The organism is Brevibacterium marinum, assembly GCF_011927955.1.
Lineage (GTDB): Bacteria > Actinomycetota > Actinomycetes > Actinomycetales > Brevibacteriaceae > Brevibacterium > Brevibacterium marinum.
On record NZ_JAATJN010000001.1, the window covers coordinates 3,379,719 to 3,399,672 of the forward strand.

13 protein-coding genes and 1 pseudogene are annotated in these 19,954 nt (G+C 62.5%); 4 read left to right on the forward strand and 10 right to left on the reverse strand.

From position 1 onward, the window contains the following. Positions 1 to 6 precede the first annotated feature (6 nt). Both BKA07_RS15095 and BKA07_RS15100 read right to left on the reverse strand, forming a co-directional pair. A complete protein-coding gene (locus BKA07_RS15095; RefSeq protein ID WP_167951612.1) occupies positions 7 to 960 on the reverse strand; it encodes an ABC transporter substrate-binding protein in 954 nt (317 codons plus the stop codon). A 6-nt stretch (positions 961 to 966) separates the two neighbouring features. After that, positions 967 to 3,168, reverse strand: a complete 2,202-nt coding sequence (locus BKA07_RS15100; RefSeq protein WP_167951613.1) for a CocE/NonD family hydrolase — start codon at positions 3,166 to 3,168, stop codon at positions 967 to 969. Between the two features lie 144 nt (positions 3,169 to 3,312). Between BKA07_RS15100 and BKA07_RS15105 the strand changes: the two genes are divergently transcribed. Continuing rightward, positions 3,313 to 4,140 (forward strand): hydrolase, encoded by an 828-nt coding sequence (locus BKA07_RS15105; RefSeq protein ID WP_167951614.1) that lies wholly within the window; start codon positions 3,313 to 3,315, stop codon positions 4,138 to 4,140. 208 nt (positions 4,141 to 4,348) lie between these two features. Here BKA07_RS15105 and BKA07_RS15110 read toward each other — a convergent pair whose 3' ends face one another. The 4 genes from BKA07_RS15110 to BKA07_RS15125 form a co-directional block, all read right to left on the reverse strand. After that, positions 4,349 to 5,500: a fatty acid desaturase family protein gene (locus tag BKA07_RS15110; protein WP_245161973.1), complete on the reverse strand. Its 1,152-nt coding sequence runs from the start codon at positions 5,498 to 5,500 to the stop codon at positions 4,349 to 4,351. Positions 5,501 to 5,586: 86 nt separating this feature from the next. Continuing rightward, entirely contained in the window at positions 5,587 to 6,480 is an 894-nt protein-coding gene (locus BKA07_RS19840) for a response regulator transcription factor (RefSeq protein WP_342449091.1), read from the reverse strand. After that, the gene (locus tag BKA07_RS15120) at positions 6,477 to 8,099 is read right to left on the reverse strand and encodes a histidine kinase (protein WP_167951615.1); all 1,623 of its coding nucleotides are present in this window, start codon (positions 8,097 to 8,099) and stop codon (positions 6,477 to 6,479) included. The genes BKA07_RS19840 and BKA07_RS15120 overlap by 4 nt, the downstream gene beginning before the upstream one ends. Before the next feature lie 236 nt (positions 8,100 to 8,335). Beyond that, positions 8,336 to 10,690, reverse strand: coding sequence for an HNH endonuclease signature motif containing protein (locus tag BKA07_RS15125; protein WP_167951616.1), 2,355 nt, complete (start codon positions 10,688 to 10,690; stop codon positions 8,336 to 8,338). 446 nt (positions 10,691 to 11,136) lie between these two features. Here BKA07_RS15125 and BKA07_RS15130 point away from each other — a divergent pair, with 446 nt between their 5' ends. Next, entirely contained in the window at positions 11,137 to 12,477 is a 1,341-nt protein-coding gene (locus tag BKA07_RS15130; protein ID WP_167951617.1) for an SLC13 family permease, read from the forward strand. Between the two features lie 153 nt (positions 12,478 to 12,630). Beyond that, the gene (locus BKA07_RS15135) at positions 12,631 to 13,929 is read left to right on the forward strand and encodes an ArgE/DapE family deacylase (RefSeq protein WP_167951618.1); all 1,299 of its coding nucleotides are present in this window, start codon (positions 12,631 to 12,633) and stop codon (positions 13,927 to 13,929) included. Between the two features lie 131 nt (positions 13,930 to 14,060). Here BKA07_RS15135 and BKA07_RS19845 read toward each other — a convergent pair. From BKA07_RS19845 to BKA07_RS15155, 3 genes and pseudogenes are all read right to left on the reverse strand, one after another. Further along, positions 14,061 to 14,183, reverse strand: a pseudogene (locus BKA07_RS19845) (acetyl-CoA hydrolase/transferase C-terminal domain-containing protein); the annotation flags it as partial. A gap of 431 nt (positions 14,184 to 14,614) precedes the next feature. After that, positions 14,615 to 15,922: an amidohydrolase gene (locus tag BKA07_RS15150; RefSeq protein ID WP_167951619.1), complete on the reverse strand. Its 1,308-nt coding sequence runs from the start codon at positions 15,920 to 15,922 to the stop codon at positions 14,615 to 14,617. 31 nt (positions 15,923 to 15,953) lie between these two features. Next, positions 15,954 to 17,423 carry an MFS transporter gene (locus BKA07_RS15155; RefSeq protein ID WP_167951620.1) on the reverse strand — a complete coding sequence of 490 codons (1,470 nt, stop codon included), beginning with the start codon at positions 17,421 to 17,423 and terminating at the stop codon, positions 15,954 to 15,956. Between the two features lie 129 nt (positions 17,424 to 17,552). Between BKA07_RS15155 and BKA07_RS15160 the strand changes: the two genes are divergently transcribed. Next, entirely contained in the window at positions 17,553 to 18,491 is a 939-nt protein-coding gene (locus BKA07_RS15160; protein ID WP_167951621.1) for a LysR family transcriptional regulator, read from the forward strand. Positions 18,492 to 18,650: 159 nt separating this feature from the next. Here BKA07_RS15160 and BKA07_RS15165 read toward each other — a convergent pair whose 3' ends face one another. Beyond that, positions 18,651 to 19,907 (reverse strand): phospholipase D-like domain-containing protein, encoded by a 1,257-nt coding sequence (locus tag BKA07_RS15165; protein WP_167951622.1) that lies wholly within the window; start codon positions 19,905 to 19,907, stop codon positions 18,651 to 18,653. Positions 19,908 to 19,954: the final 47 nt, after the last annotated feature.

The window sequence follows — 19,954 nt, forward strand, 5'->3', positions numbered from 1 at the left end:
GTGGTCTCACATCAGTCCGTTCTCTTGCAGGAAGACCTTCGCCACTTGGGCGGGGTCGATCCTGTTGATGGCAGAGGCCTCGTTGAGAGCCTGGATAGCGTCGATCGTCAGGAGCGAATGAAGAGCATTGAGAAATTCGGGAGCATCCCCTTCAAGGTCGTGGAACACGTCGTCCCGGATCAGGGGCACCACATTTTGGAATCCGAAGAGCTTCTTGTCATCCTCGAGGACGACAAGATCAGACCTCAGCAGCTGCGGGTCTGTGGTGAACACGTCGGCCGCTTGGATCTCGCCCCGCTCGATCGCCTGATAATTCAACCCGATGCTCAAGGTCTTGAGTTCCATATTGTCCAGACCGTAGGTTTCGACGATTCCCTCATACCCGATCGCCCCGGAGACATTGTCGGGGTAAGTCGAATAGATGAAGTTGCCGATTCCTTTGAGGTCGGAAACCTTCTTGAGTCCATGCTCGTCGGCGAATTCTTTGCGCACGGCGATCGCGTTCTTATTCTCGAACGGAGTTGCCTGAAGTGTGGTCACTCCATGTTCGTTTTCCCACTTCGTGGCGATGTCAAAGGTTTCCTCAGCCGTGCCCAATGCTGTGTCCGTGCCGGCCCAATTCACCACAATGACTCCGGTGTATTCGGGGTAGATATCGATCTGACCCGATTGCAGGGCTGTGTTGATGATGTCACTGGAGCCGACGTTCGTCTTCAGATCCACCTGGTATCCGCGGGCTCGCAGACCTTGAGCGTAGAGTTCGCCCATGATCCAGCTCTCGGCGAATCCCTTGGACCCGACTGTGATCCTCCGGCCGGCGGCACCGGATTTGGTTCCGCCTAGATTCGCGGTGGTGGCAGTACAGCCGCTCAGGGCGGCCGCAGCCATTCCTGCTCCGACGGCGCCGAGCGTTCCCAGCGCTCGGCGCCGATTGAGTGTATGACCAATCAGTTTGTGCATGAGAACTCAGTTCAGCTCGCGAGGAATGCTCTTCGTGGTCGTTCGTGAGTGGAACTGCTTTCCATCCTTGTATGCGACAAGCTCGTTTGTGACGAGGAAATTGACTGCGTCGCCGCTCATCGTGCTCCGCGTCCGCAACTCGACATCCCAGCCCTGATCGTCGCTGGTGAGCGCGCTTGCGTCCATCTGTTTCAGCCGGGCCTGGTCGCCGACAGGATCAGCGAGCGCAGGTCTCCGATACCTAATCACTCGCTCACAGATGGCCGTCGGCGAGAGCGGATCAGTTTCGTTCCGCTCATAGGAGTCTCGTTCGAGAGTGTAGTAGTAGAGACCATCGCTCGTGTTCGTCTGCCAGCCCTCTGCTTCTGTGGTCACGGTAGCGCTCCGATTCACCAGATCTGACTGCAGACGGCGGGTCATCGGCACACCGGACGCGTCAATGGTCGACAAAGGAGGGCTCGGAGGTGTGCCGAGGTGCGCGGTGAGTGCCTCTGAAGTACGCGCATCCTCGTCAGGCGAGACGACTCGTCTGATCGGCAAATCGAGTTGAGGGTCTTCGATGACAGTGACGAGCGTCTCTTCCGGTGACGGCCAGAGAATCGGCCAAAAGCTCGATGAGACGCTCAGCCGCAGACGGTGGCCCGGCAGGAACCGATGGGCAACAGACAGGAGCGAGAAGTCGAGTACGACGCACTCCCCCGGTGTCAGCGCTTCGGGATGTTCGTGCGTTGAGTGGTGAGTCAGGTTGAACAGACCCATGGTGACGAGCCTTGAGGAACCATCAGGAGCTACATCGCAGATCCGGGCGGCAATGACGCCACGATCGGCGTTTGAGCTGACAGTGACCTTCATGCCCGGAGTGCCGATGATCTCCAGTCCGTCAGGCAGCTGCCAGTCCGCAGTATAGGAATGTGCATCGTCTGCAGCCTGATCCCCGGCCATGCCTGCGGCTTCTCCGAACTGCAGCCAGTTACCGGCGTTGTAGCCGATGAGCTCCGTGCTTCGCAGCTGTCGGGGGCCAGCCACTGCCGAGACCTCGGCTTTCCAAGTCGTGTCCTCGACCTGTGGTGAGGGCCAGGTGTTCTCTGCGATCCACCGTCCGGGTCGGTTCTCACGGTCCGAGTGGACAGGTGTGCTGTCGGGGACATAGGCCCGCAGCTGAGGCTGCTCCTTGACTCCGTTGTCGATTCCGCTCATCCACTGGTCCCACCAGCGCACGGCTTCGGAGATGAAGTCGATCCCTGGCCCCGGTGCTGCCTGGTGTGGGTAATTGTGTGCCCACGGACCCAGCAGCGCGTGGACGGGTGGGTACTCCGGGTTCGACTCTCTCTGCTCGTTCGCATTCTCCATGAGACGGAACAGGGTCGTGCGATATTCGTCGAGGAGGCCGCCGACTGCAAGGATCGGAACCTGGATGGCTTCAGGTGTCTCGCACACCGAGGCGTGCTTCCAGTACTCGTCGCGGCGTTGGTGGCCGAGCCAATCGTTGATGTTGACAGGGGCTTCGTCGATGCGACGTTTCCAGTCCTCGTCCCAACCCTCACCCATGATCGCCGGATCCTGCGGGCGCGCGTTGTACCCCCACATCGTGGAGGCCCAAGACAGCATCTGGTCCGCAACGATTGCGCCGCCGTTGTAGTGAACGTCGTCGGCATAACGGTCGTCGGTGGAACAGATAGTGATGATTGCGGCCAGTTCTGGTGGCTGGAGCGCAGCAAGCTGCAGGCCGTTGAAACCGCCCCAGGACTTTCCGATCACCCCGACCTTGCCGTTCGACCACGACTGTGCTGCGATCCAGCTGAGGACCTGCAGCCCGTCGTCGAGCTCGGTTGCGGAGTATTCGTCGGTCATGACGCCAGTTGAATCTCCACATCCGCGCAGGTCAACGCGAATGCTGGCATAGCCAGCGCGCGCGAACTCGGGATGGATCGTCTGGTCGCGGCCAGCGGTCATATCGTTCTTACGGTAAGGGATGTATTCGAGAACGGCTGGAACCGCGCTGTCTCCAAGGTTATCCGGGAGCCAGATTCGGGCCGCAAGTTCGACACCGTCTGCGAGCGGGATGCGGGTGTGCTCGATCACGTCGACGCCGCGCGGATTCGTCCGGTAGCGGTCCGCGGGCTCGTTCTCGCTGCCGACACCGGCTTTGCCCACAGCATCGGTGGGCAGCTGTGTATGTGTGTGCTGATGCGAAGATTCTGTTGCCATAGTGATGGACGCTAACAGGGGCTACTGCATCGCCGTTCAGTTGTTTCGGCTAGTGATATTGCACCTTTCACGCGACGTCTGTAAGCAGGCAGCTGGCCCCACCTGCGCTCGGGGACTATCCTCGGGTGCAGGAGGTCCACACCGATGACAGCCCTGACGAATGTGACTATCTGCCGGACGTGCGGTGTCGAGACGTCCACGCCTCCGCCCAATGTGTGCCCGATCTGTGCTGACGAACGACAGTGGCTGCCTTCGACGGGTCAGGTGTGGACGACGCGTGAAGATCTCGAGTCCGAGCAGCACAGTGTCTCGATCGCCGAACGCGAACCGGGCCTTTTCGCACTGCGCGTGGAACCGAAGCTGGGCATCGGGCAGACGTGTTATCTGGCTCAGACCGAGCACGGCAATGTGCTCTTCGACGTCCCTCCCTACATCGATGACAAAGTGGTTGCCGCGATCGCGGAGCTCGGCGGCATCCAAGCGATCGCCGCGAGTCATCCCCACATGTTCGGCCTGCAGCTCGAATGGAGTGCGGCCTTCGACGACGCACCGATCTTCGTCTGCCGAGCCGATGCGGAATGGGTCCAGCGCGAGGGTCTGAACATTTGGTTCTATTACCAGCAGTCCGAGCCGGTTCCCGGTGTTCGACTGCAGCGCACTGGCGGCCATTTCGCCGGAAGCGCCGTGGCTCTGTGGACCGGACATGATGGTGAAGGCGTCATGCTCAGCGGTGACACGATCGGACCGGTGGCCCGCTCCGGCTGGGTCACGTTCATGCGCAGCTTCCCCAACTACCTGCCGCTGTCGGCGAGAGTCGTCAGGCGCATTGCCGCCTCGGTGGCCGATCTCGATTTCGACCGGATGTACGGCAACTTCGGGCAGACGATCGCGTCAGGGGCCGGTGAAGCTGTTGCGAGCTCGGCCGAACGCTATGCCGAGTGGGTCTCAGGCGTTCACGACGACCTCACCTGAGGAACTCGGCCCTGGCCCGGGAAGACACCCAAAGCCGGGCCGCCGAGGTTGTGCTCCGGTTCTCCGATCATCGGCCGTAAGGTCGCCCGTTCGCTGGGTTGCTCAGTTTTACGGATAGCACGCTCGCCGGGTTGCTCAGTCTCTGGATTGCTCAGTTGTCGGCTTGCACAGTCGTCGGGTTGCGCGCTCGTCCGGTTGGAGCATTGGCTCAGCGCGAGCGGAACTGCGCGGTGACCGGGCAGTCGAAGGGGTCTGACTGTCCCAGGCCGACCCGGTTGAGGTAGCGGACGATGATGCCGAAAGATTCGAAGAGCGTCGTCTCCGTATATTCGATGTCCTTCTGGCGGCAGTATTCGCGGACCATCGGCTGGACCTTGTGCAGATTGACGCTGGGCATGCTGGGGAAGAGGTGGTGTTCGATCTGATAATTCAGGCCACCCATGAGGAAGCCCATCGGACGCCCGCCCGAGATATTGCGTGACATCAGAGTCTGGCGGCGCAGGAAGTCGATCTTGACGTCCTTGGGAACGATCGGCTGCCCCTTGTGATTGGGAGCAAACGAACCGCCCATGTGCACACCGAAGACCATGACCTGGACGATGGTGAAGACGATGCCGATGAGTGGCCCGGCTGCCCAGATGGCGATGAGGGGGAACCCGATGAGTCGGATGGTGATGAAGACGCCTTCGATCCAACGACGTTTGATCGATGACTGTCCCTTGATGATCGCCTTGACCGAATTCACGTGCAGCTGCAGACCGGCCAGTGTCAGCAGGGGGAAGAAGAACCAGCCCTGCCGTGCCGCGAACCATTTCGCCAGACCCGAGCGCTGCTGCGCGTCTTCGGCGGTGAAGACCAGTGCACCCGGCGCGATGTCGCCGTCGACACCTGCCTTGTTCGGATTCGCGTGGTGGAGAGCATTGTGCTTCTTCAGCCACCAGCCGTAGCTGAGGCCGATGAAGAGATTGCCGATGATGGTCGAGACCCACTCGCCGACCTTGCCGCTGGTGAAGATCTGACGGTGCGCCGCGTCGTGGGCGACATACGCTGTCTGGGTGAAGATGATCCCGAAGACGACCGCGGTGGCCATCTGCCACCAGCTTTCACCGATGAGGAAGAGCATCGCAAAGGCGACGACGTAGGAGAGCCCGAGAAGGACGAAGCGCAGGGTGTTCCAGCCTGGTCGCCGTGCCAGCAGGCCGGCTTCTTTGACCTGAGCCATGAGCGCACTGAAGTCGCTGGCGAATTCCTGCTGCGCGGTGCCGCGATTGGCGCGCCTTCGCTGCAACACCTCAGCCCTGGATTCTTTCCCGAGGGCGGGTGTCGACAGGGGCCTATTCACGACATCTACTGATTCCATATTACTGACGGTATAGGTCCCACCAGCTGTTTGGCGTCACCCCAGAGCACCGTATTCCACCCCCTACTCGGGTAGGGGTGAAGCGTTCAGACTTGTGTCCGGGGCACGACGAGTCCGGACTCATAGGCCGCAATCACCGCCTGCGCACGGTCTCTGGCGTCGAGCTTGTAAAGGATCCTCGAGACATGAGTCTTGACCGTCTGCACGGCGATGAACAGCGAGGCTGCGATCTCCGTATTCGTTTCACCGCGTGCCACGAGCACCAGAATCTCGCGTTCCCGATCGGTGAGATCCGGCAGGGCAGCGGCGTTCGAACTCTGCGGTCCCGCGGCGAAGTGCTCGATGACCCGGCGGGTGACGCTCGGGGCCAGGAGCCCATCGCCCGATGCCACCACACGCACCGCCTCGGCGAGCTCCTTGGGCGGAGCATCCTTGAGGAGGAAGCCGCTGGCACCGGCCCGGATCGCATCGAAGACGTAGTCGTCGATGTCGAAAGTCGTGAGCATGATGATCCGCGGGACGCCCCCGTCGATGGTGTTCGTGCCCAGGGTGCTCAACGTCGACCGCTGCGTTTGCTGATCGTGATCGCGGTCGGTCTGCTGATACTGGTCATGCAGTGGGGATGGCTGCAGATCAGCGGATTGGAAGCCAGGTTCTTGGAGGTCAGGTGAATGGAGAGCGGACGTCGGCAGTTCCTGTGCTCGCAGATCATGGAACGACGGATCCTGTTCCTCGGATCCGTTCGAGGAACCGGCTCCGGTACCCGCCGAGAGGATTTCTCGAGTGGCCTCAATGCCGTCCATTTCAGGCATCCGCACATCCATGAGGACGATATCTGGTTTCACCTCGGCGACGAGGCTCACACATTCGACTCCGTCCTGTGCCTGACCGACCACCTCGATATCGGGGTGCGCGTCCAGCAGAGCGGCGAAACCTGCCCGTACCATCGCCTGATCATCGGCAATCACGATCCGAATCACGCGTTGCTCCTTTCGCCACCGTGTGATTGGGCCGGCGTATTGTCGCGGTTTGCGGTGTTCTCAGCGTTCTGGCCGGCCCGGTCCGATCTTGGATTCGATTGGTCTGAGTTCGGATTCGACTGGTCTAGGTTCGGGGTCGACTTCGCAGGGTGCGAGGTTCCAGCTTCGGCACCGACCTCCTCGGCGTTGGACTCCTCGGCGTTGACCTCCTCGGCGTTGACGGTACTGTCATGACCATTTGCGGCATCTCCGCGTGGCGCGTGTTCGCCCCTGTCATGGTCTCTGGCCCCACTTTGAACGGCGCTCCGGCTCCCGGATTCGGAGTCACCGGTGTTCTGGCTCCCCGAGTTGTTGTCCCCGGTATCCCGGATATCGGACGTGTGCGAATCCGCCACCGCCAGCGGCAGCACAGCTTCGACTTCGAAACCTCCGTCACTGGTCCATCCGGTGCGCAGCTCGCCACCGACAGAGGCGGCCCGTTCCCTCATTCCGATGAGGCCCTGATGGCGATGGACCTCGTTCTTCGCAGCCTCCGAGGGGCCCTTTCCGGCACTGTTGACGACGCTGATCCACACGGCGGCGCCGCCGCTGTCCACCTTGATGTGAATGTGTGATTCGGTCGCGTGGCGGATGGCGTTGCTCAGCGCTTCCTGCACGATCCGATAGCCGGCCAGCCCGGTACTGTCGCGCAGACTGCGGTCGAGCGGTTCCCCGCTGCGTTCCATCGTGACGTTGACTCCGGCCGCCTGCGCCTTCTTCACGAGGCCTTCGATCTCGGAGAATTTCGGCTGCGGTGCGAGCTCTTGGCTCGAATCGTCGTTTCGCAGCACGCCCAGCAGGCCACGCATCTCTGTCAGCGCGTGACGAGCGGAGACGGAGATGTCTTCGAACTCCTTTTCCACGTCGGAATCGATGTTGGGGTGGCGGAATGGTGCGCTCGAGGCCTGGATGTTGATGATCGACATGCTGTGGGCGACGATGTCGTGCAGCTCCCGGGCGATGCGGGTCTTCTCTTCCACCACGACGCGTTTCGAATGCTCTTCGGCTGTGTTCTCCTTCTCCTGCACCAGCTGCGATCGAATCAGATGCCATTGCTGGACGATCACCGCGGCCACGTAGAAGCCACCGGCGATGCAGGCGAAGACGACGATGTTGACGATCGAAGGATCGGCCCGACTCTCGGGATGCTGCATGTACCCGATGACGGCAACGGCCGCAGAGATCGCGATGCTCGCGAGCAGCGCAGCCAAAGCCACGCCCCAATGCGCGCGGAGGCCGATGATGAGGATGATGAGGATCTGCGTGATCATCATCGGCACCATCCACGGCCACGGCGCCCCCGCTATATAGGGCCCGAGCAACGGCAGGGCGCCGCAGGCGATGACGGAGACGATTGCGCCGAAGAGCGGACGCAGCATCGACAACGGCATCGATCCGGCGTGGAAGACCGCGATGGTGAATGCCAGAGCGACAGGAGCTTCGTGCACTCCCACCGCGATCGAGGACTCGACGGCGAGCATTCCGATGGCGGCGAGGATCACTGCCACCCAGGCCAGAGCCTCAGGGTTGAGTCTGCGACCCGGTGGCAGAAATCTGTCGAACAGCTTGCTGAACAGCACGGATTCCGATTCTCCTTCTGCGGACCCGAACAACCCGAGAGATCGAGTCACCTGGCACGCTTCATGAGTGAGACCGTAGCAAACTCAGCTATGCATCCCTTGAAAGCCCGCGATCTCACCTGAACCACTCCAGGTCAGTGACAGATTGTGCCACTTCAGAATCGGAGTGTGCGCCTTGGTTTATGCGCCAATCCAGATTGGAGCGTGCGTCGTTTCAGATTGGAGCGTGCGTCGTTTCAGAATGGTGGCGGATCCTTCGCGAGATCGTGTTCCCACTGTGCTCGCGGAACTCTCCAGGCGTCCTTGATGCCCCTGTCTTCGAACCGCGAGATGCGACCGTCGCCAGTCTTCTTCGCCCTGTAGCGCGAGTGATTCCGACGTCGCCCTTTCGGAAGCCTCTTCATCGTCACCGGGTTCGACCCCGGTGGTAGGCAGAGCTGGAAGGCTGCCTTTTCCCAGTCTCGCGCCCGTTCGAGCATCAACTGTCGACGTTCTGTCCTCGCCCGGTCATAACCGTCCTTCAAACGTCGGTCGTGCTCAGCACGCTCCTGGTCACGCCTTCTCGCTTCCTCTCGTTCACGAATGGTCGACTCACCGGGCATCAGTTCCAGAACATATACCGGTGGAGGCACTTTGTCCTTCGGGATTCGCCACCGCCTGGGGCGCATCCCGCTCAGTGCATGGAATTCGAGCGCATGAGAAACGTCGACCGGTTGATCGGGAGCGGCGACGGTCGCTGTCACGCCATGAGTGAATTCATACTCCACAACACCCGATTTCGGCATTCGCACCGAGTAGTTCCGGGCAGTCTTCACCGCATGGTGTCTCTTACATAGTGGATGCAAATTCATGAATCGGGTAAGCCCGCCCTGGTCAGGGTGGTCATGGTCAAAAGGAATGACGTGATCGATCTCTGATTTCTCTGCTCTTCGACTACATCCGGGTGCCGTGCACATCGCCCATTGTGCGATGAGCGTCTTCCGTACATCGTTCGGGATTCGATACGTGGTGGCCTTCGCATCGACCGGAGTGCCAGTGGCAGGATCCGTCAGTATCCTCGTCAGAGTCTTTGAACGGGAGGCGATGCGCCGTGCGGTCTCTGCCGGCACAGGCGAACCATCGGCGAGAGATCCTGGAAGCTCCGAATCAGCCGTGACCGTGAGGAACGGAACTGTAACCACGACTGCGGCTTGGTTGGCCAGCCACCACTGGTCTGTAGGCATCCCAACCGTCACAGAGTATTCAGCGGCTTCAGCTTGCGGCAGCGACTCAGAAGCAAAAGCCGTTCCCACCGCGGAAGCAGGTGCATTTCTCCTTACGCAGTCGGTGAGGCTGCCGATGCTGTGGTCGTCGAAGTCAAAGAGAGGGTTCCCATCGTTGTCCAGAAGCGGCGCTTCAGAGGTGCTCTGGACTCCGGTCACCGGGTCGATCTGCTTGACTTTGATGTCCAGCTTAGGTTGGGGACGCGTCGCGATGTCGAACATGAGGTTGTTGATGGTGCGATCGTCGATGATCTCAACGCCGGGTGCCAGGTTGAAGGTGCTCGTTTGTCCTGAATGGATCGCCCTGGCCATTGCCTGGATCCGCTGAAAGCTGGCGTTGACCTCTGCCGCTGGGCCTGTCATTGACATACATGCGCTGCCGTCCTTGAACGTGTCGACGTCGACACGGCGGCGGCGCGCGGCCACTTCGGCCCGGTCCTCCTTCGGCTCGAAGAGTTGAATCTTCTTCCGCAGGGCAGTCCGAAGTGTTTCGCTGGTCACGTCTGCCCTGCGAACAGCCAAGTAGTCGTCGAGCGTGGGAAGATACCGCAATGCCACCGTTTGGCACAGATCTGCGGCGACCTCTACATGTGCATACGTGAATTCGCCGTCGCGAACGCGTTCGGCGAACCGCGGGAGTCCATGTATCACCGTCATCGCCGAGGTCAGGCGGCGATATGTGCGAGGAGTGGACGTTCCGAAGGCTGTCGAGATCTCAGCGATGTCTTCGGTAAGCACATTGTCATGAACCCACAGGGAGAAGTCCGTGCCCGGTTCGAAGCCCGGGAAGTCTGGAGGTTCGGCGACTTCAGGCTCTGACTCAGTTTGTGGCGACCGGACGCTCGCGGCAAATTTCGGGTCGTAGCTCATCACGGCCGTTGACGTTTTGGGGACCCTGACGAGATCTGTGCACGTCAGGTCCAAGTCGGATTCATCAAGAGGACCGGAGTTCCACGCGATGTCAGAAAAGGTGGCCCGTTGTTTGACGCCGCTGGCGCTCTCTTCGTCGGACGGGTAGTCACGTCGAGCGACCGTGCCGGCGATCGTCGAGAATCTGTAAGGGTCATCGCCCTCGGGAACATCGGAGCCGTGGTTCTGGATGACATGTTCGAGGATGACTCCAGCACTGAGCTCGAGGACCTTCAGCTGCGTCTGGTCGGATTCGGCGGACGTGCTTGCGAGCTTCGTGACACTGGATTCGAACCGGACACTGTAACGAGGTGAGGCGCCTTCAGCGTCATCCGCGCGAGCATTCGTGCTCGAGGCCCGGAGGCGCTGGCCCCCGCCATCGCCGCACTGCGCATCATGAGCTGTGCCTGTGGCCTTCATTGCGGTTCACCTGCCTCGTACGTCTTTGTCGGGAAGAGTGAGTGGAGCGTTATTCAGATCAACTGATAATCCAACTATACATGATTCGAATCTTAATTGTACATATGCTTTTGAATAGACTTTCGAATGTCTTTTAATGTTTTAGTCGCGTCGGCAATGCTCACATCTGCGCGACCCAGTCCTTGATCAGCGCCCTGTTCATCGTCCGCCCAGCCCCTTTCATAAGTCGATCCTCCCATTCGACACTGACGCGAGATTCGCCTTCACACCTCAGAACACTGCCTGCATCGCGAGATGGGACGGTCAGCAATTGGAATTTGGCTTAGATTGAGCATCGCGCGACAAGCGGGCACACCCACCATGTGGGTCATCCCGCAATCCGCTCCCCCAGCCGCGAAGACGACGGCAATTGTGAGCAAGCAGAGGATGAAGGAGACACCGTCCAAATGAGTGCGGAACTGATCTGTGTGATCGTCCTCGGGCTGATGTTCGTCATCGGCACGTGGCGTGACATCAACATGGGCCTGCTCGGCTTCATCGCCGCCGCCGGCGTCGGCGGTCTGGTCCTCCATCAGGCACCCGAGGAGTTCTTCGCCGGCTTTCCCGTTGACCTCTTCCTCACGCTGGTGGGCCTGACCTATCTGTTCGGTTTCGCACAGAACAACGGGGTGATCGAGGTCATCGTCAATTGGTGCGTGAAACTCGTCGGCGGCCGAATAGCACTGATGCCATGGATCTTCTTCGGACTCACTGCGGTACTCATCGCTCTGGGTGCGCTCTTCGCTGTGGCGATCATCGCGCCTCTGGCTCTGTCGTTCGCACGGAAGCATCGGATCAATCAGTTCATGGTGGGCCTCCTCGTCGTCCACGGTGCACTGGCCGGGGCCTTCTCCCCCATCAGCGTCTACGGCATCTTCATCAACGACTATCTGGCCAAGAACGGGCTGACCCCCACCCCGGTGTCCCTGTTCCTCGCGCCGCTGGTCTTCAACCTCATATTCGCGCTCGTCGTCTACCTCGTCCTCCACCGTCGACCCGGATTGCGCGCCGAGGCGGACGACCGGCTGTCCGCCGAGTCCGAGAGTTCCGTACCCGGCTCCGTTGACTCCCCTACCTCGCCGACAGCACCTCGGTCGGGCCTCCTGACGACGAAGTCTCCCACCCGGGGTGTCGAGGGCAACCGGGTGGTCAGGAGTCAGGTTCCGACTCTGGTCGGGCTGATCGCCATGGCTCTGTCCGTGCTCATCTTCGGGTGGGACGTCGGAATCGTGACGATCACGATCTCCGTCGTTCTCGCGTTCATCGATCCGACGGCGGGCAAGGCCGCCATGACCAAAGTGTCGTGGTCGGTCGTCATACTCATCACTGGTGTGCTCACTTATATCGCCGTGCTCCAAGAGGCCGGAACCGTAGAATGGGTCTCGGCGGGGATCTCGGCGATCGGCATTCCGCTGCTGGCCGCGCTCCTGCTCTTCTACATGTCGGGACTCGTCTCGGCGCTGGCCTCGTCGTTGGCGATCATCGGCGTCGTCATCGCCTTGGCTGTACCATTCCTCGAATCCGGTGACGTACACGTGGGCGGGTTCGTTGCGGCGCTGGCGATCGCTGCGACCATCGTCGACATCAGCCCCTTCTCGACCAATGGCGCGATGCTGCTGGCCAATGTGCACTCGACGATCCGCGACCGCTACTACAAGCAGATGATCGGATATGCCGGGCTCATGTGCCTCGTCGGCCCGGGGCTGGCTTGGGTGGTCGCAGCCGTGCCGACGGTGCTCACGAAGTGAGCACTGACCGATAAGCAGACCGGTGCAACAATTGAACGCGGGATCGGTCCGCGTTCTCGCAGACGAGCGCGGCAGGTCTCGCAGACGAACGCAACGGGCATCACAGACGAGCGCGGCAGGTACCAAGAACGAGTGTGGCGCAGAGGAGAAGTCATGATCACGGACGATGCGAAACAGCGAATCATTCAGGCGGTCGATGCCCGATTCGACGAGCAGCTTGCGGCAACTGCCGCGCTCGTGGGCACACCGTCGCGACGGGAACACGAGGAACCGGCACAGGATCTCATCGAGTCCCGCCTGCAGGATCTCGGACTCCGCGTAGACCGATGGGCCATCGACTCCGATGGGCTCAAGGCTCACCCCGGGTACGGCCCCTCCACCGTCGACTACACCGGGATGACCAACCTCGTCGGCACGCACCACCCCAGCAGAGACAATGGGAGGTCGCTCATCCTCAACGGCCACATCGACGTCGTGCCGCAGGGGCCGGAGGACAAATGGTCACGCTCACCCTGGGATGCCGAGGTGTGCGAGGGGTGGATGTACGGCCGCGGCGCCGGTGACATGAAGGCCGGGCTCATCGCGAACCTGTTCGCTTTCGAAGCCGTCCGTCGGGCCGGATACGACCTCACCGGCCGTGTCCACCTCCAATCCGTCGTCGAGGAGGAATGCACCGGAAACGGCTCCTTGGCAGCACTGCTGCGCGGATACAGCGCCGACGCCGTCATCATCTCGGAACCCGAAGAGGATGCCCTGGTCAGAGCCAATGTGGGCGTCCTGTGGTTCACCGTCAGGGTCAGCGGCAACCCGACCCATCCACGCGAGATGGCCAGCGGCTTCAACGCCATCGATGCCGCGTTCGACGTGATGCAGGCCCTGCGCAGCCTCGAACAGACGTGGAACGACAGAAAGGGTGAGCACCCGTACTTCGAGGACCTCGATCACCCCATCAACGTCAACTTCGGCGAGATCCGCGGCGGCGACTGGCCCTCGAGCGTGCCGGCCTGGTGCGAGCTCCAGGTCCGCGTCGCCACCTATCCCGGCACCAACGCCGATGAAGCCTGGACCGAGATCGAAGAATGCGTGACCGACGCCGGTGCCAGACGGTCAGCGGACGGCGGCTCCCCATCCCGCCCGACCTTCGACACGGTCCTGACACCGAACGGCTTCTACGCCGACGGCTATGTCCTCGAGCCCGGCAGCGATGCCGAGGAGCTGCTCGAACGAACCCACCACGATGCCTTCGGCGCGGAACTCACAAGCTTCACCACTCCCGGCTATCTCGATGGTCGAGTCTTCGTCAACTACGGCGGTATACCGACCCTGGTCTACGGTCCCGTTTCCGAGGACATCCACGGATTCGACGAACGCGTGAGCATCGAATCAGTGCGCAAGTGCACGAAATCCATGGCGCTCTTCATCGCCGAATGGTGCGGCATCGACGAAGGCTGAACCTCGTCAGGCCCTTGCCAGGACGTGATGTGGCGTCCGTGCGGGTTCTCTGGGATCGCCCGATCCAGATAGTCGCCGAGGCGGTCCCGGCAGCTCGCATGCGCACAGTTGGCGATGATGGTGCGTGCCTGTGACACCGGGGAGAGTCCGCGCAGGTCGGCCAGTCCATGTTCGGTGACGATGATCTGGGTGTCGTGTTCGGTGTGGTCGATGTAGCTCGCAAAGGGCACGACCGCGGAGATCGCCTCGGCCACCGCGTTCGGCCGATTGACTGAGGTGGGGGTCGACGTATTCGGTATCGCCGACGTTGATCGACTTCCGCATTGCAGGATCGGACTGGAAGGGCAGACGCTTGCTCACGGCTCCCGCCTCGGCGAGGACACCGTCGAGTTCTGGTCCAGTAGAGGCTCCGGTCCAGACTTCGATGCCGAAGTCGCGGCCGGCGTCATGCTCGTCACGAGCGTGCGCAGCGACGACCTCCGGCCGCCGCCTTCGGTTATCCCGAGCCGGTGAATCCGCTCATGGCAACGCCATTGCTGTGATTGATATGGGCAGCCGCGTCAGCAGAAGTGACGACCTTCGACACCAGGTCGGGGGCACGTGATTCTCGACATTCACATGAGTTCATCGGATGAGGTTTCCGTCATCTCCGCCGCATCCGCCCGCGCATTCGTTGTCGTCGGCCTCACCTACGTCCCACCCCGTCCAGGAACCGCCCCGCTCCCAGCGCAATCGTCGTCTCGGCCTCCACACCGAGCGCGAGCATGTCCTCGTCGACGTCGAAGCGTTCGGTGTGGTGGCCCCACGAGGTGTCCATCCCGATCTGGACATAGGTGGCCAGCCCTCCGCACTCCTTTACCCTCTTCATCATCGCGGTGGCATCCTCGGATCCGCCCAGTCCACCGGTGTCGCGGATCTCGGCGACCCCGTCGACGCCCTCGAAGCACGCGCGGACATAGGGCAGCAGCTCCGGGCTCGGCGACTCCTGGTCCGCCTTGCCGACCACGGTCACGCAAGCATCGACGTCATACATCCGGGCCGCCCCTACGATGACCTCGCGCGCCCGTTCCTCGACGTAGGAGTTGATCGAACTCGTCTCACCGCGCGTCTCCAACCGCAGCGACGCCGCCTTGGGCACGACGTTGCGCCCCTCTCCGGCATGGAACGTGCCGACGTTGATCCGGCTTGCCCCCTCGGAGTGCCGGGGTATCGCATGCAGATTCACCGTCGCCGAGGCGGCGGCGAGCAGAGCGTTCTTACCCTTCTCCGGGTCTCCCCCGGCATGAGCCCCGAGCCCCGTGAAGGTGACGTCGAGCTTCGTGCTTGCCAGGTATCCGTCTGAGCCGGTGAGCACGTTGCCCTTTCCGTCATCGGACTTCAGGTGGGTGGCGACGAACAGGTCGACGTCGTCGAACCAGCCGGCGGCCACGATCGAATGAGCGCCGCGCACCCCCTCCTCGGCGGGTTGGAAGATGATCTTGACGGTGCCGGTCAGCTCCTCACGGACCCGCGCGAGCGTCGTGGCCAGTCCCAGGCCGATGGCGGCATGACCGTCATGGCCGCAGCCGTGCATGGCACCGTCGTTGACCGACGCGAAGCCCTCGGCATGGGGGCGGTGACTGTCGTCGGCCAGTTCGACGAGGTCGTTCGAGTCGATGTCGAAGCGGAAGCACACGACGGGGCCGGGCCTGCCGGTCTCCAACACTCCCAAGACACCCGTGAACCCGTCCCCCATCGCCGCCACCAGCTCGGGATCGGCTCCCTGTGCAACGGCACGCTCACGTTCACCCGCCAGGACCTCGGCGTCGGGCACACCCAGTCGGGCCTCGGCGTCGTGGAGTTCGGGACCGTACACCGTGTCCCATCCCAGATCGCGCAGCACTGCAATGATCGCCGAGGTGGTCCGGAACTCCGTCCATCCCGGTTCGGCGAACCGATGGAAGTCCCGTCGCCAGGCGGTGAGCTGGGTGGTCAGTTCCGGTGTGAGTGTCACGGTGTGGTCCTCGGTCGCGGGTCAGAAGTCGTCAGTACGAATGGTAGTCCCCGCTCGAGGCCAATCGGTTCGGCATCTCCCACGTGGACTGCGGCCCCCAGGTGGACGGTGCGTCCCAAGTGGACGGTGCGTCCCAGGTGGAGTGCTCGGCCACCTCGGCAGAACTCTCTTCCGCACCTGCGCGTGTAGCCGCATCTGCGCGTGCAGCGTTCTCCCGGGCTCTCGAATCGAGGGCCGCGGCCGCCTCCGCGCGGGACCGGCGAATCGTCGTCAACGCGAGGCTGGGCACCGGGATGAAGACGATGACGGCCAGCAGCAGGACGAGGGTGAAGATCATGATCGCATCGATGAGCGAGGTGCCGATGGCGATCGCGCCGACGACGATGGCAGGCAGCCCCGCACCGGCATAGAACGCGAGATAGAGGGCCGCGGTGATTCCGGCCCGCTGACGAGACGGGGTGAGGACGTCGATCTCCCGGTTCGCGCCCCAATAGCTGAGTCCGTGACCAGCGCCCGTGGCGACGGCGGCAGCGGCCATGAGGATGAGCGCGGTCGCGGCACCCAGACTCGGCAGATTGGAGCTGAGCAGGAGTGCTGCCCCGAGTCCCATGAACGTCAGGCCGATCGTCTGCGCTGCGCGCGGCTGCAGCTTCGGCGCCACAAGTTGGCTGCCGGCGGAGATGACGAGCACAGAACCGACGATGAGGCCCGAGGCCAGCGTGCCCGATTCGGGCAGCACGGATTCGGTCATCGACGGCAGCAGGGCGAGGAAGAGACCGAGTGCGCCCCAGCCGAGCAGTCCGGTGACGGCCGCGATGTTGAAGTTCGAGCGCATCGGACCGGGCACCGATGGCCAGGTCGGCCGCCAGCGCTGCCGGGTGATGGGTTTGTGCAGACGCAGCGTGACCACGAGTCCAGCGGTGGCGAGGAGGAGTGCGAGCATCACCCAGAACGGCAGAGTGAGAGCCCCGGCACCGCCGGAAGAAGCGTCGGTGCCGACCGAACCGGGGGCCGCCTCGGCGACCACACCGGCGATGATCGGGCCGGCACCGGTGCCGAGGACGAAGGACATCGTGGCCACGGTCGAACCGAGCCACGGACGAGAAGCCGGTGAGGCCTCGACCATGAGGGCGATGCCGGCACCGGTGCCCAGACCCAGGCCGATTCCGGTGAGCACGCGACCGGCGAAGAGCCCGGCGACCCCGATCGATCCGACGACGAACAGCGAGGTGCCCACGCCGACGCAGACGATGGAGGCCAGAAGCACGGGCTTGCGGCCGAAGGCATCCGCCGCGGATCCGAACAGCAGCAGCGAAGGCAGACAGCTGATGACGTAGGTCGCGTACAGCGCCGTCATCGTCCAATCCGACATGGAATAGGACTGCTGGAAGAGCGGGTACAAGGGGCTGGCGAGGTTGGCCGCGGCCGAGAGGGTGAACAGCACGGCGGCACCGATCCACAGCTGGCGCCTCGATCCTCTGATGCGTGCGTATTCGGGCAAGCAGAAACCTCCTTCTGTTCAGATCGGCGCTGTCGGCTGAGTGCCCATGGCCTGATGACCCCATCATGCGACTTTTGAAGTATTGTTGTCTATCGTAAGATAATAAACGCTACCGTTCGATGGACTCGCATGATTGACAATCGACTCACGATGCTGAGCATGATCGCCAGACACAGCACGGTCACGGCCGCCGCCGAGGCTCTGCACTATTCGCCCTCAACGGTCTCCCACCAGGTCAAACAGCTGGCCACGGAGCTCGGTGTCGCCGTCCTCGAGCAGCACGGACGCAATATCCGGCTGACTCCCGCCGCGCATTCGCTGCTGGGCCATGTCGATGTCATGTCCGCCGAATGGGAGCGGGCGTTGGCCGACCTCGACGCCTATTCGACGACGGTGACCGGCTCGATCACGCTCAGCGCGTTCTCCACTGCGGCGAGCATTCTGCTGCCGCAGACGATGCGAGCGCTCAATGAGGAGTTCCCCAACCTGGCCACGCAGACCATCGAGGCCGAGCCCAGCGAGTGCTACGACCTCCTGCTGGCCGGCGACGTCGACCTCGGCATCGTCGCCGTCACCACGGATACGCCGGCCGGGCCCGACGATCGCTTCGCCCAGCAGTTCCTCATCGACGACCCGCTCGACCTCATGGTCCCCCTCGACCACCACCTGGCCGACCGCTCCTCGGTCTCCATCGCCGACGCCAGGGATGAGACGTGGATCCTCGGCCGCCCCGGAACCACATACCACCAGCTGGTCGTCGCCAACTGCGCGAGCGCCGGCTTCACTCCCCGCATCGGCCACTACGCCAACGACTGGAACACCGGCACCGCCCTCGTCCACGACGGATTCGGCATCTGCGTCGCCTCCCGCCTCTCCCGTTCACAGGACCTGCACCCGGTGCGGCGCATTCCGCTGACAGGCGAACACGCCCCGACCCGCCACATCGCCGCAGTCACGCGGGCCGGAGCCCAGGACAGGCGCACGATCCGCTTCGCCCTCGACCTCCTGACCCGTGAGACCCAGATCGTCATGGAACAGCTCGGCAAGGGTCTGGGCGATGTTCCGTAGACCGGCGCGAAGCCGCGGAACAGGGCGCGCCCCTGAGCGCGGTCGATGCTCGCGGCCCAGGGCCAGTCGTTCGCTTGGTCCCAGGCCGTCCGATCATTGACCCTAGGCCGCCCACTCATTGACCCCAGGCCGTCCACTCATTGGCCCGAGACCGTCGACTCACAGGAACGAGCGCATGGGTCGCAGCGCGAATTCGGCGATCTGCGCCACGGGGTGACGGTCCAGCCAGTCATGCTCGAGGACTCTGCAGTGCTCGGCGTCGCTGAGGAAAGCCTTCTCCATCTCTTCAGCGAAGTCGGGGTCGATGACCTCGACATTGGTCTCATAGTTGAACGAGAGGGAGAGCCGGTCGATGTTCGCAGTGCCGACCGTTGACCATGTGCCGTCGACCGTGGCGATCTTCGAGTGGATCATCGCTGCGGTGTAGAGCAGTACGGTGATGTCGGAGCGCAGCATCTGTTCGAAGAATCCCCGTGAGAGATAGTCGCCGAGGATGTGGTTGGACTCTTGAGGCACCATGACCCGTACATCCACGCCGCGGGCTGCCGCGTCGATAAGTGCCTTGAGCAACTGTTGATCGGGGATGAAGTACGGTGTCGTGAGCCAGATGCGGTCCTGTGCTCGTTCGAAGGCGTTGATGTACATGGCTCGAATCGGATAGACCAGCTGGATCGGAAGGTTCGGTGAGACCCGCAGCTTGGACTCCCAGGCCGTCGGCGCCACCCACGGGATCTGGTCCTCCGAATCGTGGAATTGGTTCCACACCTGGGCCACCGATTGACGCAGACCCCAGGTACCGGGTCCGGCTGCCTTGAGGTGGGTGTCTCTCCAATGACGCGCGTAGAGCGAGCCGATGTTGAAGCCGCCGACGAACGCGACATCATTGTCGATGACGAGGATCTTCGAGTGGTTGAAGCCCGAGTAGCGCAGCGGACCCCTCCAGAACTTCCTGGCCACGGTGGGCACGCGCAGGACGTTGATGCGCTCGTCGAGCTGGCCGTAGAAGGATCGGGAGATGCTCAGATTGGCGAAGCCGTCGTAGATCAGGTGGATGGCGACACCCCGGGCCGCCGCCGCATTGAAGGCGTCGATGAACTGCTGGCCCACCTCGTCGTTCTTCCAGATGAAGGTCTCCATCTGAATCGACTCCGTCGCGGCATCGATCTCGGCGAGCATATCGTCGTAGAGCGTCGATCCGTCGGTGTAGATGCTCAGCTGGGAGTCTTCGACATCGGTATGGAACGTGCCGGGCCGTGGAGCCTTGCGCTGTTTGCGACCGCGCTTCTGCACCAGGTCGATCGCCAGCGATACGCCCACCGTGAGCGGGACCGCGCCCGCGACCCCGGCGGCCGCCCACGGGGCTATAGCACGAAGACGGTCGAGGCCCTGTCGAATATTTCGTGGAGTAGCTCCCATAACGGTTCAGTGTATCGGCATCGACTGACATGGGCGCTGGTCAATCC